Annotated in this window: 26 protein-coding genes; 7 read left to right on the top strand and 19 right to left on the bottom strand. The window is 70.0% G+C overall.

Annotated features, from left to right (window positions below; translation table 11 throughout):
• Positions 1-23: 23 nt before the first annotated feature.
• Genes AB0E78_RS28915 through AB0E78_RS28925 form a run of 3 tightly spaced genes read right to left on the bottom strand, consistent with a single transcriptional unit; the run spans position 24 to position 2,282 of the window.
• Positions 24-1,019: a methionine synthase gene (locus tag AB0E78_RS28915; protein WP_361838311.1), complete on the bottom strand. Its 996-nt coding sequence runs from the start codon at positions 1,017-1,019 to the stop codon at positions 24-26.
• Positions 1,016-1,705 (bottom strand): SDR family oxidoreductase, encoded by a 690-nt coding sequence (locus AB0E78_RS28920; RefSeq protein ID WP_361838314.1) that lies wholly within the window; start codon positions 1,703-1,705, stop codon positions 1,016-1,018. Before AB0E78_RS28920 ends, AB0E78_RS28915 begins: the two co-directional genes overlap by 4 nt.
• 31 nt (positions 1,706-1,736) lie before the next feature.
• Entirely contained in the window at positions 1,737-2,282 is a 546-nt protein-coding gene (locus tag AB0E78_RS28925) for a TIGR00730 family Rossman fold protein (protein ID WP_361838316.1), read from the bottom strand.
• 80 nt (positions 2,283-2,362) lie between these two features.
• Here AB0E78_RS28925 and AB0E78_RS28930 point away from each other — a divergent pair, with 80 nt between their 5' ends.
• Positions 2,363-2,704, top strand: a complete 342-nt coding sequence (locus tag AB0E78_RS28930; protein WP_361838319.1) for a DUF427 domain-containing protein — start codon at positions 2,363-2,365, stop codon at positions 2,702-2,704.
• Between the two features lie 39 nt (positions 2,705-2,743).
• On the opposite strand, the gene mnmA is transcribed toward AB0E78_RS28930, so the two are convergent.
• Entirely contained in the window at positions 2,744-3,880 is a 1,137-nt protein-coding gene (gene mnmA / locus AB0E78_RS28935) for a tRNA 2-thiouridine(34) synthase MnmA (protein ID WP_361838321.1), read from the bottom strand.
• 61 nt (positions 3,881-3,941) lie between these two features.
• On the opposite strand from mnmA, the gene AB0E78_RS28940 reads away from it, so the two are divergent.
• A complete protein-coding gene (locus AB0E78_RS28940) occupies positions 3,942-4,619 on the top strand; it encodes an N-acetylmuramoyl-L-alanine amidase (RefSeq protein ID WP_361838323.1) in 678 nt (225 codons plus the stop codon).
• Positions 4,620-4,626: 7 nt separating this feature from the next.
• Here AB0E78_RS28940 and AB0E78_RS28945 read toward each other — a convergent pair whose 3' ends face one another.
• The 4 genes from AB0E78_RS28945 to AB0E78_RS28960 form a co-directional block, all read right to left on the bottom strand.
• Positions 4,627-5,916 carry a cytochrome P450 gene (locus AB0E78_RS28945; protein WP_361838326.1) on the bottom strand — a complete coding sequence of 430 codons (1,290 nt, stop codon included), beginning with the start codon at positions 5,914-5,916 and terminating at the stop codon, positions 4,627-4,629.
• A 216-nt stretch (positions 5,917-6,132) separates the two neighbouring features.
• The gene (locus AB0E78_RS28950) at positions 6,133-7,296 is read right to left on the bottom strand and encodes a cysteine desulfurase family protein (RefSeq protein ID WP_361838329.1); all 1,164 of its coding nucleotides are present in this window, start codon (positions 7,294-7,296) and stop codon (positions 6,133-6,135) included.
• 48 nt (positions 7,297-7,344) lie between these two features.
• Positions 7,345-7,650 carry a DUF4190 domain-containing protein gene (locus AB0E78_RS28955; RefSeq protein ID WP_361838332.1) on the bottom strand — a complete coding sequence of 102 codons (306 nt, stop codon included), beginning with the start codon at positions 7,648-7,650 and terminating at the stop codon, positions 7,345-7,347.
• 77 nt (positions 7,651-7,727) lie between these two features.
• Positions 7,728-7,883, bottom strand: a complete 156-nt coding sequence (locus AB0E78_RS28960; protein WP_361838335.1) for a hypothetical protein — start codon at positions 7,881-7,883, stop codon at positions 7,728-7,730.
• Between the two features lie 159 nt (positions 7,884-8,042).
• On the opposite strand from AB0E78_RS28960, the gene AB0E78_RS28965 reads away from it, so the two are divergent.
• Positions 8,043-8,672: a TetR family transcriptional regulator gene (locus AB0E78_RS28965; protein WP_361838337.1), complete on the top strand. Its 630-nt coding sequence runs from the start codon at positions 8,043-8,045 to the stop codon at positions 8,670-8,672.
• Between the two features lie 97 nt (positions 8,673-8,769).
• Complete coding sequence (locus AB0E78_RS28970) at positions 8,770-9,612, top strand: alpha/beta hydrolase (RefSeq protein ID WP_361838338.1); 843 nt, start codon at positions 8,770-8,772, stop codon at positions 9,610-9,612.
• Here the strand turns inward: AB0E78_RS28970 and AB0E78_RS28975 are convergent.
• On the bottom strand, positions 9,572-10,561 hold the full coding sequence (locus AB0E78_RS28975; protein ID WP_361838341.1) for a YafY family protein: 990 nt from the start codon (positions 10,559-10,561) through the stop codon (positions 9,572-9,574). The two genes, AB0E78_RS28970 and AB0E78_RS28975, sit on opposite strands and share 41 nt — an antisense overlap.
• Before the next feature lie 52 nt (positions 10,562-10,613).
• On the opposite strand from AB0E78_RS28975, the gene AB0E78_RS28980 reads away from it, so the two are divergent.
• The 3 genes from AB0E78_RS28980 to AB0E78_RS28990 all read left to right on the top strand — a co-directional run bounded on the left by AB0E78_RS28980 (position 10,614) and on the right by AB0E78_RS28990 (position 13,240).
• Positions 10,614-11,519: a LysR substrate-binding domain-containing protein gene (locus tag AB0E78_RS28980; protein WP_361838343.1), complete on the top strand. Its 906-nt coding sequence runs from the start codon at positions 10,614-10,616 to the stop codon at positions 11,517-11,519.
• Between the two features lie 114 nt (positions 11,520-11,633).
• The gene (locus AB0E78_RS28985) at positions 11,634-12,203 is read left to right on the top strand and encodes a cysteine dioxygenase family protein (protein WP_361838346.1); all 570 of its coding nucleotides are present in this window, start codon (positions 11,634-11,636) and stop codon (positions 12,201-12,203) included.
• Entirely contained in the window at positions 12,203-13,240 is a 1,038-nt protein-coding gene (locus AB0E78_RS28990) for a putative sulfate exporter family transporter (RefSeq protein ID WP_361838348.1), read from the top strand. The genes AB0E78_RS28985 and AB0E78_RS28990 overlap by 1 nt, the downstream gene beginning before the upstream one ends.
• A gap of 492 nt (positions 13,241-13,732) precedes the next feature.
• On the opposite strand, the gene AB0E78_RS28995 is transcribed toward AB0E78_RS28990, so the two are convergent.
• From AB0E78_RS28995 to AB0E78_RS29040, 10 genes are all read right to left on the bottom strand, one after another.
• Positions 13,733-14,602, bottom strand: coding sequence for a thioesterase family protein (locus AB0E78_RS28995; RefSeq protein WP_361838350.1), 870 nt, complete (start codon positions 14,600-14,602; stop codon positions 13,733-13,735).
• A gap of 60 nt (positions 14,603-14,662) precedes the next feature.
• A complete protein-coding gene (locus AB0E78_RS29000; RefSeq protein WP_361838353.1) occupies positions 14,663-15,331 on the bottom strand; it encodes a trimeric intracellular cation channel family protein in 669 nt (222 codons plus the stop codon).
• A gap of 45 nt (positions 15,332-15,376) precedes the next feature.
• Positions 15,377-16,768 (bottom strand): M1 family metallopeptidase, encoded by a 1,392-nt coding sequence (locus AB0E78_RS29005; protein WP_361838356.1) that lies wholly within the window; start codon positions 16,766-16,768, stop codon positions 15,377-15,379.
• A gap of 108 nt (positions 16,769-16,876) precedes the next feature.
• Positions 16,877-18,088, bottom strand: a complete 1,212-nt coding sequence (locus tag AB0E78_RS29010; protein WP_361838358.1) for a dipeptide ABC transporter ATP-binding protein — start codon at positions 18,086-18,088, stop codon at positions 16,877-16,879.
• A gap of 35 nt (positions 18,089-18,123) precedes the next feature.
• A complete protein-coding gene (locus AB0E78_RS29015) occupies positions 18,124-19,221 on the bottom strand; it encodes an ABC transporter ATP-binding protein (protein ID WP_361838361.1) in 1,098 nt (365 codons plus the stop codon).
• The gene (locus AB0E78_RS29020; protein WP_249592822.1) at positions 19,218-20,219 is read right to left on the bottom strand and encodes an ABC transporter permease; all 1,002 of its coding nucleotides are present in this window, start codon (positions 20,217-20,219) and stop codon (positions 19,218-19,220) included. Before AB0E78_RS29020 ends, AB0E78_RS29015 begins: the two co-directional genes overlap by 4 nt.
• Before the next feature lie 118 nt (positions 20,220-20,337).
• Positions 20,338-22,107, bottom strand: coding sequence for an ABC transporter substrate-binding protein (locus AB0E78_RS29025; RefSeq protein WP_361838365.1), 1,770 nt, complete (start codon positions 22,105-22,107; stop codon positions 20,338-20,340).
• A gap of 102 nt (positions 22,108-22,209) precedes the next feature.
• Positions 22,210-23,214: an ABC transporter permease gene (locus AB0E78_RS29030; RefSeq protein WP_361838367.1), complete on the bottom strand. Its 1,005-nt coding sequence runs from the start codon at positions 23,212-23,214 to the stop codon at positions 22,210-22,212.
• A 354-nt stretch (positions 23,215-23,568) separates the two neighbouring features.
• A complete protein-coding gene (locus tag AB0E78_RS29035) occupies positions 23,569-24,342 on the bottom strand; it encodes an enhanced serine sensitivity protein SseB C-terminal domain-containing protein (protein WP_361838369.1) in 774 nt (257 codons plus the stop codon).
• A gap of 174 nt (positions 24,343-24,516) precedes the next feature.
• Entirely contained in the window at positions 24,517-25,320 is an 804-nt protein-coding gene (locus AB0E78_RS29040; RefSeq protein WP_361838372.1) for an enhanced serine sensitivity protein SseB, read from the bottom strand.
• Positions 25,321-25,361: the final 41 nt, after the last annotated feature.

Below are 25,361 nucleotides of genomic sequence, written 5' to 3' on the forward strand. Positions count from 1 at the left end.
TCCTCCCGTTACGTCATACCCAATTACTCAGGGTTGTCCGCGAGTGATCTCGCCGCCCTGGCGCAGTGGGCGAGCACCGCGCGTGCGTACGCGGGAGAAGCCCCCGCGAGTCCGCACGACGGAGTGACCACGACCGACTCCGCGAGTGAACCCGGATTCAGCCCCAGCCTGCGCCACAGCGTCCTGACACCCATGACGCTACCGGCAGGGTCTGACAATGGGCCGTCCACTCCCGCCGCGACACCGGCGAAGAGCTTCGTGCCGCCCTCGACCGCCTCACCGATCGCCTCGTCGTCACGCTCGGTGAGCAGCGAGAAGTCGAACGAGATCGCGTCGGCACCCGCACGGCGGAGCAGCGCGAACGGCACGTCGGGCGCGCAGGAGTGCACGACGGAGGAGCCGTCGTGCACGCCGAGGACCTCCCGCAGGGTGCTCTCCACGAGCTGCCGGTCCACGGCGCGGTGGGTGCGGTACTCGCTCGCGGTCTTGATGTGCCCGCGCAGCACCGAGAGGAGCGAGGGCTCGTCGAGCTGGAGCACGATCTGGGCGCCGGGGATCCGTCGGCGTACGTCCGCGAGGTGGGTGCGCAGGCCTTCGGCGAGCGATCCGGCCAGGTCACGGCAGGCGCCCGGGTCGGAGAGCGCGGCCTCGCCGTTCCTCAGCTCCAGGGCGGCGGCCAGCGTCCACGGCCCGACGGCCTGCACCTTGACCGGGCCCTCGTACCCCTGGGTGAACTCCTCCAGGGCGTCGAGGTCTTCGCCGAGCCAGGCCTTCGCGCGGCGCGTGTCGCGTCCCGGCCGGTCGCCGATCCGCCAGCCGCTGGGCTCCACGCGCGCGTAGAGCTCGACGAGCATCCCGGCGGTCCGCCCGATCATGTCGGCGCCCGGCCCCCGCGCGGGCAGCTCCGCCAGATACGGGAAGTCCTCGAAACTGCCGGTGACGGTCTTCGCGGCCTCGCGGGCGTCGCCGCCCGGCATGGACCCGATGCCGGTGGCCGGGCCCCAACTGATCGCGTTCACTGTCCCGGCCGCACCGTCAGGTCGTTGACCTCCGCGTCGCGCGGCAGGTCGAGGGCCATCAGGATCGTCGTGGCGACCGACTCCGGGTCGATGAAGCGGGAGGGGTCGTACGTCTTGCCCTCCTGCTGGTGGACCTTGGCCTGCATGGCGCTCGCCGTGCGGCCCGGGTAGACGGAGGTGACCCGGACGCCGTTCGCGTGCTCCTCGGCGCGCAGCGAGTCGGCCAGGGCCTTGAGTCCGTGCTTGGAGGCGGCGTAGGCGGACCAGTCGGCGTGGGCGCTCAGGCCCGCGCCCGAGTTCACGAAGACGACGTGGCCCTGGGCGACCCGGAGTTGGGGCAGGAAGTGGCGGGTCAGCTCGGCGGGGGCGATGAGGTTCACGTTGAGCTGGTGGCGCCAGGACTTGGGGGTCAGGTCACCGACCCGGCCCAGGTCGACGACGCCCGCGATGTGGAGCAGGGAGTCCACCCGGTCGGGCAGCGACTGGTGGCCGAAGGCCCAGGAGAGCTTGTCCGGGTCGGAGAGGTCGCCCACGAGGGTGGCCGACCCGGGGAATTGTGCCGCGAGTTCCTTGGCGCGGCCCGCGTCCCGTGCGTGCAGGACGAGGGCGTCGCCGCGTGCGTGGAGGCGGCGGGCGACGGCCGCGCCGATGCCGGAGCCGGCCCCGGTGATCACATGTGTTGCCATGCGCCCATCGTCGCACCCCGGCGGACGCGGATCACCGCGTGCCCATGCACTCCTCCAGGTAGGCGAGGGCGCCGACCGGCTCCTCGGCGAAGAAGACGAGACCGGTCAGCGGCACCGGCAGGAAGCCCTCGTCCTCCATGCGCTGGAACTGCTCCTTCAGGCCGTCGTAGAAGCCCGCCGAGTTCAGCAGGACGACCGGCTTGGTGTGCTTGCCGTGCTTCTTGAGTTCGAGGATCTCGGTGGCCTCGTCCAGCGTGCCCGTGCCGCCGACCATGATCACCACTGCGTCGGCCTTCTCCAGGAGCAGCGCCTTGCGCTCGGCGAGGTCGCGCGCGATCACCATCTCGTCGGGCGCCGTGACGGCCCGCGCCTTGGCGGCGAGGAAGTCCACCGAGACCCCGACGAGCCCGCCCCCCGCCTCGTGCACCCCATCGGCGACGACCTTCATCAGGCCGCTCTCCGAGCCGCCCCACACCAGGGTGTGGCCGCCCTTGCCGAGCAGCTCGGCGAATTCACGCGCGGGGCGCGTGTAGCGGTCAGGGAGGTCGGCGGCGGAGAGGAAGACACAGATATTCATGGCTTCACCGTACGATCCGGCACAGACTGGGTGGGACGCGGCCGTTCACAGAGCCTGATCGCTCACAGAAGGAGACCCCGGTGACAGCAGGACACAAGATCACCATCGAGCAGGGCACCGATCACGTACGGGTGGTGCGCGACGGCCAGGTCGTGGCCGACAGCAGCCGCCCGCTGCTGCTGCGCGAGACGGGCTGCCCGGTGCGCTACTACCTCCCTCCGGAGGATGTGCGCACCGATCTCCTGACCCCCTCGGACACGACGACGTACTGCCCGTTCAAGGGAACGGCGTCGTACTGGTCGCTGGCGGGCGCCGAGGACGGCAAGGACACGGTGTGGGCGTACCCGGAGCCCAAGGACTCGGTGGCGCAGATCAAGGACCACTTCTGCTTCTACGAAGTAGAAGCAGAAGCAGCCGAGTAGCAGCCGACTAGTAGAGGCGGCAGCAGAAGGCGGGAGGCCCTAGGCCGCCGCCGTCGCCCTCTCCGTCGTCGCGATCGTGGCCGAGCCGACCACGCGCGTGCCGTCGTAGAGCACGATCGCCTGGCCGGGGGCCACGCCGCGGACGGGCTCGTCGAAGGAGACCCGCAGCTCCGAGCCGTCGACCAGCTCCGCGCGCACCGGCGTCTCTCCTCCGTGCGCCCGCAGCTGGGCGGTGTACGTGCCGGGACCGGAGGGGGCCGCGCCGCACCAGCGGGGCTTGATCGCCGTCAGGCCCGTGACGTCCAGGTCGGCCGCGGGGCCGACCGTCACGGTGTTGTTCACCGGGGAGATGTCCAGGACGTAGCGCGGCTTGCCGTCGGGGGCCGGGGTGCCGATCCGCAGGCCCTTGCGCTGGCCGATGGTGTAGCCAAAGGCGCCCTCGTGGGTGCCCAGCTTGTTGCCGTCGGCGTCGACGATGTCGCCCTCCGCCTTGCCGAGGCGGTCCGCGAGGAAGCCCTGGGTGTCCCCGTCGGCGATGAAGCAGATGTCGTGGCTGTCGGGCTTCTTGGCGACGGCCAGGCCGCGCTCCTCGGCCTCCGCGCGGATCTCCTCCTTCGTGGTGAGCGTGTCACCGAGGGGGAACATGGCGTGGGCGAGCTGACGGTCGTCCAGGACCCCGAGGACGTAGCTCTGGTCCTTGGCCATGTCCGAGGCGCGGTGCAGCTCGCGCGTGCCGTCGTCGTTCACGACCACCGTGGCGTAGTGACCGGTGACGACCGCGTCGAAGCCGAGCGCGAGGGCCTTGTCCAGGAGCGCGGCGAACTTGATCTTCTCGTTGCAGCGCAGGCACGGGTTGGGGGTGCGCCCCGCCTCGTACTCGGCGATGAAGTCCTCGACGACGTCCTCGCGGAACCGCTCGGCCAGGTCCCAGACGTAGAACGGGATGCCGATGACGTCCGCGGCGCGGCGGGCGTCGCGGGAGTCCTCGATGGTGCAACAGCCTCGCGCGCCCGTGCGGAACGATTGTGGGTTCGCCGAGAGTGCCAGGTGCACTCCGGTCACGTCGTGGCCGGCTTCGGCGGCACGCGCGGCGGCGACGGCGGAGTCCACGCCGCCCGACATGGCGGCGAGTACGCGAAGGGGGCGGGGGCGCTGCGGGGTCCGGTTCTCAGTCATAGCTCTAACAGGGTACGGGCCCGCGGGAACCAGCCGCCCGTGAGTAAGCGTTGACGATCACATGGGGGAAGAACAGGACTCGACGGCGGAGCGCGAGCAGGGGCGCCGTGGCGTGAACCGGCGGACGCTCCTGATCGGTGGCGCCGCGGCGGCCGTCGGCACGGCCGCGCTCGCGTCGGACAAGCTGAGCCGCCTGTGGTGGCGCCTTCCCGGCGTCGTCAAGAAGCGCAAGGAGGGCGAGGTCGATGCCCGGGGCGCGCAGTGGATCGCGGCGTCGGACTACAACTGGCGACGGGCGGACCGGCCCGACGACTACGACATAGACATGGTCGTCATTCACGTCGTGCAGGGCGGGTACGCGACGGCGCTGAGGGTCTTCAAGGACCCCGCGCACGGTGCGGCGGCCCATTACGTGGTGCGCAAGGACGGTCACGTGGCCCAGATGATCCGCGAGCTGGACGTGGCGTTCCACGCGGGGAACAAGAGCTACAACGAACGGAGCATCGGCATCGAGCACGAGGGCTTCGTCGACAAGAAGTCCTCGTTCACCGACGCCATGTACGCGTCGTCGGCGCGGCTCACCGCCGGGATCTGCAAGCGGTACGACATCCCGGTGGACCGCGAGCACATCATCGGGCACGTGGAGGTGCCCGGCACGGACCACACCGATCCGGGGCCGCACTGGGACTGGGACCGGTACATGAAGCTCGTCAAGAAGGCCCGCACCGCCCTCGCGTGACCTCCTGCTAGCGCAGGTGCACCGGCAGCGACTCCACCCCGTAGACGATGGACAGCTTGCGGAAGACGAGCTCATCGGGCTCGACCGCGAGCCGCATCTCGGGGAAGCGCTTGACCAGGGCGGGGTAGGCGGCGCGCAGCTCCATGCGGGCCAGTTCGGCGCCGATGCAGCGGTGGATGCCGTAGCCGAAGGCGAGGTGGCCCGAGGCCTTGCGGTGCGGGTCGAAGCCGCCGCCGTCGGGGGTGTACTTGGCGTCGCGGTTGGCGCCGCTCAGGGAGCACAGGACCAGGTCGCCCTTGGGTATGCGCACCCCGGCTATCTCGATGTCCTCACGGGCGAAGCGCGGGAAGGCCACCTGCACGACGGTGAGGTAGCGCAGCGCCTCCTCGACGAAGGGGGCGGCCGCCGCGTCGTCCTCGCGCAGCCGCGCCGCGGTCTCCGGGTCCCGCAGGAGCAGCAGGGAGCCGAGGGCCACCATGCTGGCGGTCGTCTCGAAGCCGCCGGTGAGGATGCCGTCGGCGAGACCGGCGAGCTCCTCGTCGTCGACGGTGTCGCCGTGCTCCTTCACGATCATGCCGAGCAGTCCGTCGCCCGGGTTCTCGCGCTGCTTCTTGACGACGTCCCGGAAGTAGGAGAGCGAGGCGGATATCGCCCCGAAGGGAGCGGTCGCCCCGGCGAAGAGGTCGAAGCGCTCCATGGCCAGCTGCTGGAAGTCGTGGCGGTCCTCGTAGGGCACGCCGAGCAGTTCGCAGATCGTCAGCGAGGGGATCGGCAGCGCGAAGGCCTGGACGAGGTCGACGGGCCCTTCGGCGGCCTCCATGGCGTCGAGCCGCTCCTCGACGATGGCCTCGATGCGGGGCGTGAGGCGGCGCAGCCTGCGCATCGTGAACTCGGGCGTGAGGATGCGGCGCAGATGCGTGTGGACCGGGGGGTCGCTGAAGCCGAGGCCGCCGGGGTGGTGGTCGTCGACGACACCGGCGTTGCCCGCGAGGTTCGTGAAGTCGTTGCTGAAGCCGTCGGTGGCGCCGAGGACGGCCTTCACCTCGTCGTATCCGGTGACCACCCAGGCGTCCATGCCGAACGGCAGCGGCACCTTGGATATCGGCTGCTCCGCCTGGTGCTCGGTGAGCCGGGCGACCGGGTCGAGTCCGTCGCGGCGCATCGGCGCGAGCAGGGGCTCGGGAAGGCGTGAGATCGCGGAGGCGCTGATCCCGTTCTTCTGGATCCTGGAGAGGTAGATGCGCCCGAGCCGCGCGGCTATGCGAGAGCGGAGGTTCGCCTTCAATGTGAACTCCATGAGGGGGTTGTCGTGCAGCCCCGAACGCGCGGAGCGGAGTCGCGAGCGGCAAGCATAGATCGGCGGACTGTGGGCCTCGTAGCCCACTCCTGTGCCTGTCCGCCCGATAGCGGCCGAAACCGGCATCAACTCTGGCCGGCCGCACACCAGTCCGGAGTCACTCTCGTCACATACCGGCCCGAACCAGGACCGACTTGTCGCCGCGAGGGGCCTGCCTCAGCTCAGGCCCGCCGTCCGCGCCCGTTCCACCGCCGGGCCGATCGCCTGCGCCACGGCGGTCACGTCCGCCTTCGTCGAGGTGTGTCCGAGGGAGAAGCGGAGCGTGCCGCGCGCCAGGTCGGGGTCGGTGCCGGTGGCGAGCAGGACATGGCTGGGCTGGGCCACGCCCGCCGTGCAGGCCGAACCGGTGGAGCACTCGATGCCCTGCGCGTCGAGCAGCAGAAGGAGGGAGTCGCCCTCGCAGCCGGGGAAGGTGAAGTGCGCGTTCGCGGGCAGCCGGCCGACCGGGTCTCCCCCCAGGATCGCGGCGGGCACCTCCGCGCGCACGGCGGTGATCAGCTCGTCCCGCAGCGCCCCGATCTCGCGGGCGAACCACTCGCGCTGCGAGGCGGCGTGCTTCCCGGCCACGGCGAACGCGGCGATCGCCGGGACGTCGAGCGTCCCGGAGCGCACGTGACGCTCCTGCCCGCCGCCGTGCAGGACGGGCACGGGGCTGTACTCACGGCCCAGGAGCAGCGCCCCGATGCCGTACGGACCGCCGATCTTGTGTCCGGAGACGGTCATCGCGGCGAGCCCGGACGCACCGAAGTCGACGGGCACCTGACCGAAGGCCTGCACCGCGTCGGCGTGCAGCGGGATGCCGAACTCCCCTGCCACATCGGCGAGTTCACGGATCGGCTGGATGGTGCCGATCTCGTTGTTGGCCCACATGACGGTGGCGATGGCGACGTCGTCGGGGTTGCGCGCGATCGCCTCGCGCAGCACCTCGGGGTGCACGCGGCCGTACGCGTCGACGGGGAGGTACTCGACGGTGGCGCCTTCGTGCTCGCCCAGCCAGTGCACGGCGTCGAGGACGGCGTGGTGCTCGACGGGGCTCGCGAGCACCCGGGTCCGCGCGGGGTCTGCGTCGCGTCTCGCCCAGTACAGGCCCTTCACGGCGAGGTTGTCGGCCTCCGTGCCGCCCGCGGTGAAGACGGTCTCGCTGGGGCGCGCGCCGAGCGACTCGGCGAGCGTCTCGCGGGCCTCCTCGACGGTGCGTCGCGCCCGGCGCCCCGCGGCGTGCAAGGAGGACGCGTTGCCGGTGACGGCGAGCTGAGCGGTCATCGCCGCGATCGCCTCCGGGAGCATCGGAGTGGTCGCTGCGTGGTCGAGGTAGGCCATGGTGGGCACGATTCTACGAGCCTCGCGGGGCCCCGCGTCCAAGCGGTGTCAGCCGGCGAGACCCCACGACACGGTGTTGTCCATGGACATCAGCACGCCGAGGACGACGAGATCGGCCACACCGAGCCCGAGTCCGAGCATCGCGCGGCCCTTCCGGGAGGTCCCGCGCAGGAGCGCGATGCTCGCGAGGACGATCGCGATCGGGCCGAGGAAGAGGTTCAGGACGAGCAGCCCGAGCAGGCCGAGGACGAACGACGCGACGGCCATGCCGTCGGTGTCACGCCGGCCGGTGGGGACGGGGGCGGCTGAGGTGGTGGTGGCCTTGGACCGGGGGGCGGTGGTGGTGAGTCCCATGGTGCGACTCCTTTCAGGGGCCGTACGGATCAGGTGCGAAGGAAGTGCGGATCAGGCGCCGATCAGGCGTGACGCGCTCAGGAATGGTGGCGCGTGTGCCGCTCGCGGACCGCGAACACCATCAGCCAGACGCCGATGACGGCGGCGGCGACGAGGGAGACGGAGAGGGGCGCGTGGGCCACGGCGCCCAGGGCGACGCCGAGCAGCAGGAGGGCGGCTACGAGAAACAGCATGGGGCACCTCTCTTGTGAGGGTCGGCTGATCTTGTGAGGGTCGACGCGAGGGTTGACCGGAGCTTTGGGTGAACGCTTGTGGTAACAACTGTTCACTGATTTAGAGCGTACCGCGTCTCCGGCTTCCCAATCCCGGAGAACAGTTGTTAACTGCATGGCATGAGTCACACTCTCGGCATCCGGCAGGCCCAGAAGCAGAAAACCCGGCAGGCACTCCTCGACGCGGCACTCCAGCTGCTCGCCGAGCAGAGCCTGAGCAGTCTGGGTCTGCGCGAGGTCACCCGTGCCGTGGGCGTGGCTCCCACCGCCTTCTACCGGCACTTCCGCGACATGGGCGACCTGGGTGTGGCCCTGGTCGAGGAAGCGCTCGGCAGCCTGCACACCACGCTCGTCGCCCTCCTCGCGGCGACCGGCGACGGTGACGGCGAGGAACGCATCGCGGCCACGGTCGAGTTGATCGTCGCCTATGTGCGCACGCACCCCGCACACGTCCGCTTCATCGCCCGCGAGCAGCACGGCGGGGTACAGGCCGTACGGTCCGCGATAGGCGATCAACTCACCCTGTTCGCCGAGGAGGTGAAGGACCAGTTCGCCCAGGAGCCCGAGTCGGCGGGCTGGGACCCGGAGGACCTCCTGATGCTGGCCAGGATGTACGTCGACCACATGGTGCTGACCGCGTCCGCACTCCTGGAGGCGGCGCCCGGCACCGAGGAGCGGGTGGCGGCCAGCGCGCGCAGGCAGCTGCGCCTGGTGTCGCTCGGGCGGCACCACTGGCTGGACGAGCAGTGACCCGGCAGTGACCCGGGAAGCGGCACAGACCCTTCCGGCCGCCCTTGCCCGGCCATACCCCTCGACTCTCACGTAAGGAGCTACTAGCCTTACGGTCATGACGATCGACGACGACTGGACGCTCGACCAGACCTTCATGGGCCCGACCGGAGCCGTCCGCTGGACCGCCCTGGGCGCCGCGGACGCACCGCCCGTCGTCCTGGTCCACGGCACCCCCTTCTCCTCGTACGTCTGGCGGGGCGTGGCCCGCGCGCTCTCCCGCGAGCACCGCGTGTACGTGTGGGACCTGCCCGGCTACGGCACCTCGGAGATGCGGTCCGGGCAGGACGTGACCCTGGCCGCGCAGGCCCGCGTCCTCACCGAACTCCTCGCGCACTGGGGACTGGCCGAACCGGCCGTCGTGGCCCATGACTTCGGCGGCTGCGTCGCCCTGCGCGCCCACCTCCTGCACGGCGCCCGCTACGAACGTCTCGCGGTCGTCGACCCGGTGGCACTCGCACCCTGGGGCTCCCCCACCTACCGCCTGCTCGGCGCGCACGCCGACGTCTTCAGCCAACTGCCGCCCGCCCTGCACGAGGCACTCGTGCGCGAGTACGTCGCCTCGGCGAGCCACCGCGGCCTGCACCCGGCGGTACTCGACCGCCTGGTCCAGCCCTGGTGCACCCAGGAGGGCAGGCCCGCGTTCTACCGGCAGATCGAGCAGAACGACCAGCGGTTCACCGATGAAGTCCAGGGGCGCTACGGGGAGTTGGCGCTGCCCGTCCTCATCTGCTGGGGCACGGAGGACACCTGGATCCCCGTGGAACGCGGCCACGAGCTCGCCGAGCTGATCCCCGGAGCCGAGCTGCGCCTGATCGAGGGCGCGGGACACCTCGTACAGGAGGACGCGCCGGCCGAGCTCACCGGCGAGCTGAGCCGCTTCCTGCGTACAGCTCGCTGACCGCGGCGGCGGCGTCCGCCAGCTCGGCACGCACCTCGGGCGGCGAGAGCACCTCCACGCTCGCGGCGAACGGGAGCAGCGTGCGGGCGTCGCCGATGACGCCGAACCCGAGCCGGACGGTGATCCACTCGCTCGTCCCGTCGTCCTCGGGAGGGGCGCTGACGAAGTGCCCCTTGAGACGCAGGAACTGCGCGAACCGGTCTCGCGCCACCCGCGCCGTCACGTCGACGCCGACCGGGCGGTCCTCGACCTGCCGCTTCAGCACGCCCCACACGTCGGCGAGTTCGACGCCGGGCCTGCGCTGCACGGGTGCGTCCGTGAGGGTCGCCGCCCGTACGCGGTCGGCGCGGAAGAGCTGCGGGGCGCCGCGCCGGTCGGCGACCAGATACCAGACACCCGCCTTGGAGACGAGGCCGTAGGGGTCCACGGTGTATGTGCGCGGCTCCGCGTCGCCGCTGTGCCGGTAGCGCAGGCGCAGCCGCCGGTCGGAGAAGACGGCGTCCTGCAGTACGTCGAGTCCGCCGGTGACCGGATCCGATCCGCGGGGCCCCGGCATCCAGCGCGCCGAGTCGACGAGGATGCGGCGGCTCGTCAGCTCGGCCGCCGGGCGGTGCGGTGCGGGCAGCGCCGCCATGACCTTGCGCAGCGCGGAGCCGATAGCCTCGTCGAGCCCGAGCGCCGCGTGCGCGCCCTGCGCGGCCAGGATGAACAGCGCCCGCGACTCGTCCGCGGTGAGCCCCGTGACGTCCGTGCGGAAACCGGGCAGGAGCGCGATGCCGCCGTGCCGCCCGCGCTCGGCGTACACCGGGACGCCGGAGGCGGAGAGCGCCTCGACGTCGCGGTAGATGGTGCGCACCGAGACTTCGAGGCGGGCGGCCAGTTCATGGGCGGGGACCTGCCCGCGGGTCTGGAGCAGCAGCAGGATCGAGAGCAGCCGGTCGGATTTCACGCAGCCAAGGATGGCCTGTCGGCCCTCTCCGGATCATGCATATGATTCAGGCGTGTTCGATTCCCGGCACATCAGGTCATTCCATGAAGTGGTCCGGACCGGCTCCTACTCCGCCGCCGCCCGCTCGCTCGGCTATACGCAGCCCGCGATCACCCAGCAGATGAAGGCGCTCGAACGGTCCGTCGGCACGGTCCTGTTCACGCGCGTCGGCCGCAGGATGCGGCTGACGGAGGCGGGTGAGGCGCTGTCCCGGCACGCGGGGATCATCCTCGGCAACATCGACGCGGCCCAGCAGCAGATGAACGCCATCACGGGCCTGCGCACCGGCCGCGTCCGCATCTGCGCCTTCCCCAGCGCCAACGCCACCCTCATCCCCGAGGCCCTGTCACGGCTCGCGAAGAGCCATCCCGGCGTACGCGTCGAGCTCCAGGAGAACGAACCTCCCGAGTCGCTCCAGCGTCTGGTGGACGGCGACTGCGACGTCACCCTGGCCTTCCACTACCCCGGCCTGCACGAGGACGTGCCGGACGAGGTGGTGGAGATCCCGCTGATGGAGGACCAGCTGACGGTCCTCATGCCGTCCCGGCATCCGCTGGCCCGGCGCCGTTCCGTCCGGCTCGTCGACCTCGCGGGCGAGCGCTGGATCGCGGGCTGCCTGCGCTGCCGCGCCAACTTCCTGCACGAATGCGCCGAGCAGGGATTCGCGCCCGACATCGCCTTCACCACGGACGACAACCTCGTCATCCAGAGTCTGGTCGCCGAGGGGCTCGGCATCGCGATGATGCCGGGGCTCGTCCTCAACTTCCTGCGCCACCGGGACGTGACGGGCCGCGCCCTCGATCCGGCGTCACGCCGGCAGGTCTCCGCGTACGCGCTCCGGGAACATCTGCGGATTCCCGCGACGGCGCTGGTGCTGGACGAACTGAAGGCGGTCGCGGCGAACCGCGTGGGCTGCTGAGCCACCCCCTGCCCCCCCCGTCCCCACCCCGGCCTCCCATCCATAAGCAAAAGTTGGGGAAGCGCTTAGAAACTGTCGTTGGACGTGATGGAAGAGCGGCAGGACGCTGCCCTTATGAGCACCTCCACCACCGCGTTCCGCGCCGCCCGCACCACCGGGCGCCTGGACATCCTCGTCTCCGGCGTGCGCGAGGCCGTCGGGCGGGGTCTTCCGCCGGACCTGACGGCGTACCTGGTCGGCGAGCGGCTCGCGCCGCAGCTGGGCGCGGCCGATCTGCTCACCGACGAGCAGCGTGCGGGCGACCCGGAGCACTACCGGCAGCATCTGCTGCACGCCGAGCACGACGGCAGCTTCTCCGTGATCGCCGTCGTCTGGCTGCCGGGCCAGCGCACGCCGGTTCACGACCACGTCTCCTGGTGCGTCTCCGGCGTCCACGAGGGCGCGGAGCACGAGCGGCGCTACCGGCTGATACCGGCGGCGTCCGGCTCCCCCGCGCGGCTCGTCGCCACCGAGGACCTCGTCAACGAGCAGGGCACGGTGGCCGCTTTCGCGCCGCCCGGCGACATCCACCGGGTCTGGAACGCCGGTACGGAGCGTGCCATCTCGCTCCACGTGTACGGCGCGGACATCTCCCGCCTGGGCACCAGCGTGCGCCGGGTGTACGACCTGCCGGCCGACCACTGATGGCGCTCCTGGGGCAGCGCCATCAGACCGCCCCCGTGACGCCTCCCGGCCCCCGCCCGCTGCCGGGCCTCGCCCTCGCCGCGCTCGGTGTCGTGGTGGCCTGGGCGATCCACGCCCTGATCCCCGCCGTGCCGATGCTGACGGCGGCCGTGGTGCTCGGGCTAGCGGCGGCGCACGTGCCGGGCGTACGCGCTGTCGTACGAGGCCGGGGCAAGGCGGGGCTGTCGCTCGCCGGGAAGCGGCTGATGCGGGTCGGCGTCGTCCTGCTCGGCCTGAAGCTGAGCCTGGACGACGTCCTCGGCCTCGGCTGGGCGACCGTGGCGATGGTGCTCGGGGTGGTCGCGGCGACGTTCTTCGGGACGTGGTGGCTAGGCCGCCGGATGGGCCTGCCCGGCGACCAGCCGCTCCTGATCGCCACCGGCTACTCGATCTGCGGCGCGTCCGCGATCGGCGCGGTCAGCGAGGTGACCGAGAGCGAGGAGCGGGACGCGGCGGTCTCGGTGGCGCTCGTGACGCTGTGCGGGACGCTCGCCATCGCCGTACTGCCGCTGCTACAGGGGCCGTTGGGGCTGAGCGACGCGGAGTTCGGGCAGTGGGCCGGGGCGAGTGTGCACGACGTGGGCCAGGTGGTGGCCACCGCGCAGACCGCGGGGCCGGGGGCGCTGGGGGACGCGGTCCTCGTGAAGCTGATGCGGGTGGCGGTGCTCGCGCCGCTGGTGGCGGCGGTGGGTCTCTCCGTGCGAGCACGCTCAACGGCCCGCGAAACGGGAAAGCGCCGCCCGCCGGTACTGCCGCTGTTCGTGGCGGGCTTCTTGGGGATGGTCGCGGTACGGAGCTCCGGCTGGGTGCCGGGGACCGCGCTCGACGTGGCGGGGCACGCACAGGAACTGCTCCTGGCAGCAGCGTTGTTCGGCCTGGGCGCAGCGGTGGACCTTCGGTCACTGACCCGAACGGGGGGCCGGGTGGCGGCACTGGGGCTGTGCGCGTGGGTGGTGGTGGCGGGGGTGTCATACGTGGGGGTCATGGCGACGGCGTAGGCATCGGGGCGACGGCGGGGGCGCCAGCCGAGCGGGACAGCGAGGGCAAGGCGGCGGGCACTGGCCGGGCGTGGGCACGGCCCAGGCAACGGGGCGATCACTACCCAAGCCGGGCGGCACGGCCGCGGCTCAGGGACAGCCATCTCGACGTCATGGCGGCTGCCCAGGCGCGGCACTGCCCCGGGGCGCGGCCACCATGCGAGGCGGGCGGGTGCCAGCCGGGCGGCACGGCCGCGGCTCAGGGACAGCCATCTCGACGTCATGGCGGCTGCCCAGGCACCGCGGTGGCGGCACTGGCCCGGGGGGGGGCGGTAGGGGCCTGTCCGGCGCCGACCCGGCGGACAGGCCCCTGGCTGTGGGGGGGAATTGCTCGTCGCCCGTGTGCTGCGGGGTGATCGGGTGGGTGGGTGGGAGAGATCCGTCGCGCAGCGGCGGTTCAGAACAGGGCAGCGGCGGCGGCAGCGGCCGTGAAGGAAACGCGGCAGCCGCCGTTCAGGAGAGGCGGACCCGGGCCAGCTGGCGCGACTGGGCGACCAGGCGGTCCCCGCTGTCCCAGACCTCCGCGTCCTCCTCCAGGAACCCGCCCGCGAGGTTGCGGGTCGTGATCGAGACCCGGAGAGGACCCGGCGCGGGCTTCGCGCGGACGTGCACCGTCAGCTCCACTGTCGGCACCCAGCCGGAGAGCCCGATCTCGAAGGCCGTCGGCGGCAACGCGTCCACCGCGAGCAGCAGCGACAGCGGATCGGCGTCACGCCCGTCCGCGAGGCCGAACCAGGCCCGCATCTCCCCCTTGCCGGAGGGCTGGCCGAGGGCCCACCCCAGGGTGGACGGGTCCAGCTTCAGGAAGAGCCGGTCACTGATCGCCGAACTGCCGGGCACAGGGCGGTGGTCCGGGGCGTCCTGCGGCCCGAAGCACTGCTCGATCGGCGGCAGCGCGGGCGGCTTGGCCGTCGTACGGACGTCGTCGGGGAGCCCCGCCAGATCTCCGTACGAGGCGAGCACGCGGATCCGCTCGACCTCGCGCCCCTCCTCGTCGTACTGGAAGAGCGAGGCCTGCCCGGTCGACAGGGTCCGCCCGGCGCGTGCCGTGTCCGTGCGGATCACGGCGGGCCCGGGCTGGGACGCCGTGAGGTAGTGCGCGGAGACCGTGAAGGGGTCCGCGTGCGGCAGGGCGTCGGCCAGCGCACGGCCGAGGACCGCGAGGAGATAGCCGCCGTTGACGGCGTTGATGATCGTCCATCCGGCGGAGAGCTCGATGTCGTAGACACCGGGCTCCCGCCGGGTGACCGCGGTGTCGCGGTCGAACTCGCTGTCGCCGATGCTCGCGGGCACCGCTGCCGGGATGGATGCTGCCTCTGCCATACCGGCAACGTACAACAAGAAATTACTGAGCGGTAGCTTTTTCTGCCGGACCGGCCCGCGTCAGGCCGCGTCCTCCACCTCCACCGCGGTCGACCGCCGGTGCCAGGCCCGCGGCGCACGCCAGTGGTAGTGCAGCGCGAGCAGCCGCAGGACGAAGGTCGTGATCACCGCGAGGCCGCTGGTGAAGGCGTTCACCATGTCGTACTTGATGCAGAGCGCGACCATCGCGGAGCCGACGATCGCGGGCACCGCGTACAGGTCCCGGTCCCAGCGCACCAGCCACGGCACCTCGTTGGCGATGATGTCGCGCAGCACGCCGCCGCCCACCGCCGTGGCGAGCCCCAGGGCCGCCGACGCGGTGAGGCCGAGGCCGTAGTCGTACGCCTTGGTCGTGCCGGTGACGCAGAAGAGGCCGAGGCCCGCCGCGTCGAAGACGTTCACCGCGAGCTGGGTGCGCTCCACCTCCGGGTGCAGGAAGAACACCAGGAGCGCGGCGAACAGCGGCGTGATGAAGTAGCCCAGGTCGACGAAGGCGGCGGGCGGCACCGCCCCGATGACCACATCCCGGATGAGCCCTCCGCCCAGCGCGGTGACCTCGGCGAGCACGGCGATGCCGAAGACGTCGAAGTTCTTGCGTACGGCGAGCAGCGCGCCGGAGATCGCGAACACGAAGATCCCGACGATGTCGAGCGCGTGCTGGACGGAGGGACTGAACAGATCCTGGATCACGCGACATTCTTACCTGCCCGCCGCGGCGGGCCCGGCAAGGGGCCGCTACAGGGCGGGCTTGCCCTTCGTGAACAGCCACGTCTGGAACAGCGAGTCGAGCTGCTTGCCCGAGATCTTCTCGGCGAGGCGGATGAAGTCGGCGGTCTTCGCGTTCCCGTACCGGTTCTGCTCGGTCCAGGCCGGGAGCAGCTTGAAGAACGCCTTGTCGCCGATGCGCTCGCGCAGGACCTGGAGCGTCATCGCGCCGCGGTTGTAGACGGCGGAGGCGAACATGGTGTCGCGCTGCGGGTCGCCGACGACGGTCTGCCAGAAGGCGGAGTCGGCGGGGCGTGAGTTGTAGCCCGCGAGGAAGGCGTCATGGGCGGACTGGGTGCCCTTGTGCTCGCTCCACAGCCACTGGGAGTAGGTGGCGAAGCCCTCGTTGAGCCAGATGTGCTTCCACTTCTCGACCGAGATCGAGTCCCCGAACCACTGATGGGCCAGCTCGTGGGCGATGGTCGACTCGCTGCGGATCGCGGAGTAGACGGGCTTGGTCTGGGTCTCCAGGGAGAAGCCCGCCTGCGGCATGTCGTCGACGATCGCGCCGGTCTCCTCGAAGGGATAGGGACCGAAGATCTTCGACCAGTAGTCGGTGACCTCGGCGGTGACGCCGTACACGTCGACGTTGTTGCTGTTCTCCAGTACCGGGTCGATGGCGACGTAGATCGGGGTGCCGGCCGGGGTCTTGCCCTGCTTCACGTCGAACTTGCCGATGGTGGCGGTCGCGAGATAGGTCGCCATGGGCTTGGTCTCGCGCCAGTGGGCGACGGTCTGTCCGCCCTTGGTGGAGGTGCCGACGAGCCGGCCGTTCGAGACGCCCGTCAGGCCCTTGGGCGCCTTGATGCGGATGTCGAAGGCGGCCTTGTCCGACGGGTGGTCGCTGGACGGGAACCAGGTCGAGGCCGCGTTGGGCTCGCAGGCGACGAAGACGCCGTCGGTGGTCTTCATCCAGCCGTAGTCGGAGCCGAAGACGATGGGGCCGCTCAGCGGCTCGGGCACGCCGCCGTAGGTGACGGTCACGGTGAACTTCTTGTTCTTGTCCAGGTGGTCGCGCGGGCTGATGCGGATCTCGTCGCCGTCGCGGGTGAACTTCGCGCGTCTGCCGTTCACCTCGATTCTCGTCACCTCCAGCTTCTGGAGGTCGAGGTCGAACGAGGACAGGTTCTGGGTGGCGCGTGCGCTGATCGTGGTGCGGCCGTCGAGGCGGTCGGTGTCGGGGTTGTAGGCCACGTCGAGGCCGTAGTGGCTGACGTCGAACCCGCCGTTGCCGAGCTGCGGGAAGTACGTGTCGCCGACGCCGTCGGAGCCCGGGTGGGGTGCGGGTGCGGCGGCTATCAAGCAGAAGGAGGCGGCGGCGGTGGCCAGCGCCCCCAGACGTGCCGAACGGGAGAGTGCCATGAGTCATCCCTTAGCGCGTGTTCCGATGAAACGGACACGCAGACTCTGCACTCTCCCGTATGGGCGTGTACATGACTTGGTGCCTGATTTTTACCAAGTCATCAGGTGCTACTGGTCAGTTGACGCCTGACCCTTGCCTTCCGCTTCAGGAGCGGTCTTCGCCTCAGGCGCGGTCTTCGTGACGGTCTTCTTCGGAGCCGCGGCCTCCTCGGCCGTCTCCTCCGCCTTGCTCACCACCGACACCACGTCGATCGCCTCCTTGGCGACCTGCAGCAGCTTGGTGTCGCCCGGCTGCTGGTCCTCGGCGTTCTCCGGGTGGTGGCACGCCACCTGGTGACCGGAGGCGAGGGGGATCAGCGGCGGCTCGGTCTTCGCGCAGATCTCGGTCGCCTTCCAGCAGCGCGTGTGGAAACGACAGCCGGTGGGCGGGTCGATCGGCGAGGGGACGTCACCGCGCAGCAGGATGCGCTCGCTCTTGACGCCACGCCGCTTGGGGTCGGGCACGGGCACCGCGGAGAGCAGCGCCTTGGTGTACGGGTGCATCGGCGTGGAGTAGAGGTCCTTGCGGTCCGCCAGCTCCACGATCTTGCCCAGGTACATCACCGCGATGCGGTCCGAGACGTGCCGGATGACCGAGAGGTCGTGCGCGATGATCACGTACGTGAGACCGAGCTCGTCCTGCAGGTCGTCCAGGAGGTTGACCACCTGCGCCTGGATAGAGACGTCCAGGGCGGAGACGGGCTCGTCGGCCACGACCAGCTTGGGCCGCAGGGCGAGCGCACGCGCGATGCCGATGCGCTGGCGCTGACCGCCGGAGAACTCGTGCGGGTAGCGGTTGTAGTGCTCGGGGCTGAGCCCCACCCGCTCCAGCATCTCCTGCACGTGCTTGCGCAGGCCGCCCTCGGGCTTGACGCCCTGCAGCTTGAACGGCGCACCGACGATCGTGCCGATGGTGTGCCGCGGGTTCAGCGACGAGTACGGGTCCTGGAAGATCATCTGCACGTCACGGCGCAGCGGCCGCATCTTGCCGGTGTTCAGGTGCGTGATGTCCACACCCTCGAACTCCACGCGGCCCGCGGTCGGTTCGAGCAGACGGGTGATCAGACGGCCCATCGTCGACTTGCCGCAGCCCGACTCGCCCACGACACCGAGCGTCTCGCCCGGACGCACGTCGAAGGAGAGGCCGTCCACGGCCTGCACGGCCGCCACCTGGCGCTGCAGCAGCCCCTTCTTGATGGGGAAGTGCTTCACCAGGCCTTCGACCTTGAGCAGCGGCTCGGGCGACTCGGAAGAGCCCTTCGTCTGCGCCGGGATCGTCATCTCCTGGCCCTTCGCCTGATCTTTCGTGTCGTCTTTCACAGCTTCGGCGCAATCTCTTCGGTCCAGATGCGGGTGCGCTCGTCCTGCGACATGTGGCAGGCGGTGAAGTGCCCCGGCGCGACCTCGTGCAGGTCGGGGCGCTCACGGCGGGTGATCTGGTCCTTGGGGATGTCGGCGTACGGGCAGCGCGGGTTGAAGGCGCAGCCCGTGGGCAGGTTGATCAGGCTGGGCGGGGAGCCCTTGACCGGCACGAGACGGTCGGTCTCCTCGCGGTCGATGCGCGGCATCGAGCCCAACAGGCCCCAGGTGTAGGGGTGCTGGGGTTCGTAGAAGACCTTCTCCGCGGTGCCGCGCTCGACGCAGCGCCCGCCGTACATCACGAGCAGCTCGTCCGCCATCTCGGCGACCACGCCCAGGTCGTGCGTGATCATGATGACCGCGGAGCCGAACTCCTTCTGCAGATCCCGGATGAGGTCGAGGATCTGCGCCTGGACGGTGACGTCCAGGGCGGTCGTCGGCTCGTCCGCGATGAGCAGTTCGGGGTTGTTCACCAGGGCCATCGCGATCATCGCGCGCTGGCGCATGCCGCCCGAGAACTCGTGCGGGTAGCTGTCGACCCGCTTGTCCGGCTGGGGAATGCCCACCCGGTCGAGCATCTCGATGGCGCGCTTGCGGGCGGCCTTCTTGTCCACGTTGTTGTGGACCCGGTACGCCTCCATGATCTGCTTGCCGATGGAGTAGTACGGGTGCAGCGCGGACAGCGGGTCCTGGAAGATCATCGCCATGTCGCGGCCGCGCAGCTTGCGCACCTCGTTCGGGTCCGCGCTCAGCAGCTCCGTGCCGTTCAGCCAGATCTCGCCCGACAGCTGCGCCTTGCGGGCGCCGTACTGCCCGGCGGTGTGCAGGCCGAGGATGCCCAGCGAGGTGACCGACTTGCCGGAGCCGGACTCGCCGACGATGCCGAGGGTCTTGCCCTTCTCCAGCTGGAAGCTGAGCCCGTCGACGGACTTGACCAGGCCGTCGTCGGTCGGGAAGTGCACCTTGAGGTCGCGCACCTCGAGGAAGGCGGTGGGAGCGACCGAGTCAGCGACGGGTTCTCCGACCGCCGCCCCGGTCTTGTGCAGTTCGGTCATCCCAGCCTCACTCGCGGGTCGATGACGGCGTACAGAAGGTCGACGACGAGGTTGGCCAGCGCGATCGCGAGCGACGCGCACAAGGTGACGCCGAGGATCACCGGCAGGTCCTTGTTGCTGATGGCCTTGACCGCCTCCAGGCCGAGCCCCGGCAGGTTGAAGGTGGACTCGGTGAGGACGGCGCCACCGAGGAGCACACCGAGGTCGAGGCCGAAGACCGTGAGGATCGGCGTCATGGCGGAGCGCAGCGCGTGCCGTCTGATGACGACGGCCTCGCCGAGCCCCTTGGCGCGCGCGGTGCGGATGTAGTCCTCACCGAGCACTTCCAGCATGGTGGCGCGGGTCAGTCGCGCGTACATGGCGGCGTTGAGGAACGCGAGCACGATCCACGGAAGGATCAGCGTCTCGAACCAGATGTTGATCGGATCGTCCGTGGTGAGGGTGTCCTCGATCTTCACCCAGCCGAGGGTGTGGACGAAGAGGCCCATCGCGATCATGCCGGTGAAGAAGATCGGCAGGGAGACGCCGCCGAGGGCGGTGATCATCGCGGAACGGTCCCAGATGGTGCCCCGCTTGAGCGCGGAGAGCACACCGGTGGCGACACCGGCGACCAGCCACAGCACGCACGCGCCGGCGGCGAGCGCCGCAGTGACGGGCAGGGCGTCCTTGAGGGTCTCCCAGACGGGCGCCTCGGTACGGAAGGAGTATCCGAAGCAGGGGGCCGGGCAGTGGGTCACGTCGGCCCCGTTGGCGTAGTCACGCCCCATCGGGATGCCCTTGACGAAGTCCCAGAACTGGACGAGCAGAGGGTCGTCCAGTCCCAGTTTGATCCGGATGCCCGCGAGCTGCTCGGCTCCGGACGACTTACCGGCGAAGAGGACGGCGATGTCCTGTCCCGCCCACTTGGGCAGCATGAAGAAGACGGTGAAGGTCGCGAGCAGTACGACCAGCACCATGACGACGACGGCGATCAGGCGCCGGATGAGATAAGCAAGCACTGTGCGCGGCCCGGCGGTGGCCGGGACCCCCTTGTGAGGAGTCCCGGCCACCGCCCGGGGCCATCACCTGCCCTTCGGACTGGCGGGATTCGGCGGTGGGTCTGCCTTGCGGCGGGGACTACTTCTTGTCGTTCACACCGAGCGAGATGTAGTCGTAACGACCGCTGTAAGCGGCGGACGAGTAGACGTTGGTCGCCCGCGAGGAACGCCAGCTGATGTTCTTCTCGTAGATGAAGGGCATCCAGTACGCCTTGTCCACGATCTCGTGGGCGAGGTCGGTGTAGATCTGGCCGGCCTTCTCGGGGTCTACCGTGGCGATCGCGTCGTCGAAGTACTTGTCGATCTTCGGCTCGTCGATCTGCGACTCGTTGTAGTTGCCGTTCTCGTTGATGAAACGGCTGTCGAACAGCGGCTGGGCGTAACCCTGGCCGGTCGGGAAGTCAGGACCCCAGCCCGCCATCGTCATGCCGATGCCGCGCTTCTTCACCACCGCGGGAGAGCCGGTGATGCTGGAGGAGTCGGCGCCGTCGATCTGGTCGACCTCGGCGTTGATGTTGACCTTCTTGAGCTGCTCCTGGAGCGCCGTGGCGGCGTCCACCTCACCCGGCTGGTTGGTGCGGGCCGAGATCTTGGTCGAGAAGCCGCCCGGCTTGCCGCAGTTCTTGAGCTCTTCCTTGGCCTTGGTGGCGTCCGGCTTGCCCTTGCGCTTCAGGATCCCGTACGGGTCGTAGTCGTCGTGGCCCTTGATCGACTTCGGGAAGACGTTGGTGGCGATCTCACCGGCGGCGACCGGGCCACCACGGGTCTTCTGCAGGCTCGCGAAGTCCGTGGCGTAGAAGACGGCCTTGCGGCAGGCCTCGTTGTCGAACGGCTTCGTCTTGGTCACAAGGGCGACGTAACGGACGAAGTCCGTCTGCATGTTGTCGACGTTGTCCTTGTGGTCCTGAATGGCGGTGGTACGACCCGACTGGGTCATGCCCGTGCCATTCATGTCGATGTCGTAGTCACCTTCCATCAGGCGCTTGTCGTTCTCTTCGAGGTTCGCCGAGATGGTGACCGAGATCTTGTCCGGCAGCGCGGGACGGATCGGGTCGGACGACTTCTTCCAGTTCTTGTTGCGGACGAGCGTGATGCTCTTGCCCGCGCTGTAGTTCTGGAACTTGTACGGGCCGGAGGAGAACGGGCGCTGGGTGTACTTGGCGCCGGTGTCCTCGGACTGCTTGACCGGGGTGCCCGACGGCATCGCGAGCATCTGCTCGAAGTCGCCGTTCTTCTTGGGCAGCTTGAAGATGATGGTCTTGTCGTCAGGCGTCTCGATCGCCTTCAGGCCCAGCTTGTCCTTCGACTTGTCCTCGTAGGGGCCCTTGTACTCGCCCTTGGGGTCAAGCGTGGACTTCAGGTAGCCGGGACCACCGGTGATGACCTTGGTCGCCCAGATGCGCTCGATGCCGTACTTGATGTCCTTGGAGGACATCTTCGAGCCGTCTTCCCAGGTCAGACCATCACGCAGCTTGTACGTGTAGGTCTTGCCGTCGTCGCTGATCTTCGCCGTGGACTCGGCGAGGTCGGGGACGAGCTTGTTGGACGCGGCACCCGGCTTGGTGTCGTACGTGATCAGCGTGCGGGTGTAGTACCGCATGAAGTCCCACGTCATGCCGTAGTACGCGCGCTGCGGGTCGGCCGAGTCCAGGTCCTGCTTGGCGATGAACTTGAGCGTTCCGCCCTTCTTCGCCGACTTGTTCGCGACCTTGCCGATGGCGGCGTTGTAGCCGGCACCCTTGCTGTCGTCGTCGTCGCTGCCGCCGCCGCACGCCGTGGTGGTCACCAGCGCCGCCACGACGAGGGCCGCGCCTGCGGTCAACCGTCGTCTAGAGGAACCTGTGGGCATTTCTCGCATCCTCCGAGATTCGCGGTCCTTGGCTTTGACTGCCTTAAGAACCATGGGAAGAGCCACCTGACGCTGCGGCAGGGGCAAGCCAGTTGAAGCTGTTTACCGAGTTCCCTTGGGGTCCAGGGCGTCGCGCAGCCCGTCACCGAAGAGGTTGAAGGCAAGCACGGTCACGAAGATCGCCAGGCCGGGGAAGACCATGAACATCGGGTCGTGCTCGTACGTCGCGAGGGCGTCCCGGAGCATGCCGCCCCAGGAGGCCGTCGGCGGCCGTACACCTGCGCCGAGGAAGCTGAGCGCCGCTTCGGTGAGGATGTTGGTGGGGATCATCAGGGTCGCGTACACGGTGATCGGCGCGACCAGGTTCGGCAGCAACTCACGGAAGAGGATGTGCCGTTGACCGCCGCCGAGGCTGCGGGCCGCCTCCACGTACTCGCGTTCGCGCAGCGAGAGGGTCTGGCCGCGGACGATGCGTCCGACGTAGGGCCAGCCGAAGAAGCCGATCACCAGGATCAGTACCGCGATGCGGACGCCGCTGCCGGTGAGACCGAGCAGGTCGTCGGGGAGGACGGAGACCAGGGAGATCACGAAGAGCAGCTGCGGGAAGGCGAGCAGCACGTCCATGACCCGGCTGATGAGCGCGTCGATCCAGCCGCCGAAGTAGCCGGCGATGATGCCGAAGAAGGTGCCGAGCACCACGGCCACCACGGCGGCGAGGAACGCCACCAGCAGTGAGATCCGGGCGCCGTAGACGATCCGGCTGAAGACGTCGCGGCCCTTGTTGGGCTCCACTCCGAAGAGGAAGTCCCAACTCATGCCGCCGAACGCGCCCTTGGGCAGGTTCGTCAGGTCTTCCAGCTCGTCCTGATGGAACTCGTTGGGCGGGTGGCCCAGCAGGGAGACGATCAGGGGCGCGAAGACGGCGACGAGGACCAGGAGGATCACCGTGATGCCACCGGCCAGGGCGACCTTGTCCCGCTTCAGGCGGTTCCAGGCGATCTGCTTGAGGGACCGCCCCTCGACCTTCTTCACCCCTGCACCAGCTGCGGGAGCGACGTCCGCTGTCGGGTCCGCGTCCGCAGGTGTGTCATGCAATGGTGCCGTCATCGTGGCAGGGACCCCTCTCAACCGGTGGTGACCGGCCCGCACTTGCCGCTGTAGCGACGTGATCAGTCCGTCGTACACAGGGGCGAAGCGCCCCTGGTGCGGGAGTCTTCATCGCCGTCGCGATCTGTTACCAGACTTGACGGGGAATGGATGCGCAACCGTGATGCTGATCGAGGTGTTCCGTTATCCGGACGCAGGTGAACGAGGGTCGAACACGGGGCAGTTGGGTCGCAATGCGCCACGGGAGCCCATAGGGCCCCTCCACCATCAGAACGGACATCGTGACGGTCAGGGCAGGTATACGAGCCGCGGTGGCCGGTTCAGGGCCTTCTCGGTGAGGGTCACGGCGCTGATTCAGTACTGCGCGGGGTAGCCGTAGCCCCCCGCGGGGGCCGGGGCCGGCTGGGCCTCGCGGTCGTAGAACGGGCGCGCGTTGGCGTGCAGCCACATGGCGACCGGGTCGTACCCGTCGGACATCGCGACGGTCGATACGGGCAGACCGTCGGGGACGGCGGCGATCGACTGCTGCATCATCGTGCGCACCCCGTCGACCGATCCCGGCGAGGTGTCGTACACATCGAGACCGATGGCCAGATACGGGGCGCCCAGCGCGGGCTGCACCCAGGCGCGGCGCAGCGAGCGGACCGCGGGGGTGCGGTGCGCGTTCTGCGTGAGCAGGGCGTAGAACTGGGGGATCTCGATGGCCGGCTCGGTGAGCCTCAGCGGTCCCGCGGGCAGCAGGTCGAGGCCCGTGGCGATGCGCCGCAGGTCGAGCCAGGGGATGCCCACGCCGCCGCCGGGGGCGTGCGGATTGAGCCAGAGGCCGTAGTGGTCGGGGTAGAGGGTGCGGGAGATGTCGAGCCCGCTGACCACTTCGTACGAGCGGTTCCAGCCACTGGCGGAGAGCTCCTGGGCGGAGGTCACGCACGGCGCGTACCCGAGGCCCTCGACCTCCATGTTCCCGTACTGGGCGTCGGGGGATCCGGCCTGGCCGTGCCAGAGCAGCATCCACACCTGGTCGGCGGCGAGCGCCCGCAGGAGCGCCTCGTAGGCGTCATAGCGCCCTGGTGTCACCTGGCGCAGCATGTGCTCGACCTGCCCGGCCGCAGCCGTGCCCGACGCACTCACCCTTAACCGCCCCTTCGCGATGACCCGCTGACCCGGTGGACCTGGAACCTGAACCTGATGAACCCGGGCCGACCGGCAGGGCCGTGCCCCGCCCGGGTCATGAAACCAGCTTAAGCGGCGATCCTGACACCGACTTGACGTACGGCACCCTCACACGCGTACCTGCACATGTCCTTACGCATGTCCGTGCTCGTGCCCCCGGGTCCGGCCGAAGAAGGGCCGGACCCGCTCGCGCATCCAGTCGCCGACCGGGTCCTGGGCGACGTCGAGCAGCACCAGGTTCACCGGCCAGGACACCGGGGCGTGGCCGAGGGCCCGGCCCACGGCCTCCATCGGCAGCTCGCGCGCGTTGCCCTCCCAGGAGGTCAGTTCGACCCCGATGAACAGCGAGGGCGCGTCGCCCTCGACGCTCGCCAGGCAGCGGCGGGCGCTCAGGACGACCCCGGTGGCCTCGAACTCGCGGGCGGCGGCGGACAGGAAGTCCACCGGGTCGTGCTGCCAGTCCGGTTCGAAGAGGCGTACGCGGCCGCCGGTCGCCGGGCCGTCCAGCGGGGTGCGGCCGGCGCGGCAGAGCTCGGCGACGGCCGGGGGCGGCAGCGGCACACCGACCGTGCCGTCCGGATTGACCGCGATGCCCATTTGCGGGGGGAGGCCGCGGGCGAACTCCACGGCGGGCGCCACGGTGCAGCCCATCCGGCCGCCGGTGGCCTGCTGGAACTGCTGCTCGGAGCTGAAGACGGGGACGTAGGCCTGGCCGTCGATCTCCAGCGTGGGCAGGTCCAGGGTGCCGCTGTCCGGTGCCCCGCCGTTCGGCAGCGGGACCCAGACGCGGCTGCGGCCGAGCACCTCGACGATGCGGGCTCCCGCGGACGCCGTACCGGCCCCGGGGGCGCCCAGGGAGGCCGCGAGCACCTCTTCGAGTTCGTTGCCCGGCCATCCTCCGTACGGATGCGCGTGCGCCTGCGCCGGAATGTCCATCTCTTCAACCCCTGCTCGGTCCCGCTCTGCCTGCGGCACGA

Origin of the sequence: Streptomyces sp. NPDC032198, assembly GCF_040636975.1 — a bacterium.
Taxonomy (GTDB): domain Bacteria; phylum Actinomycetota; class Actinomycetes; order Streptomycetales; family Streptomycetaceae; genus Streptomyces.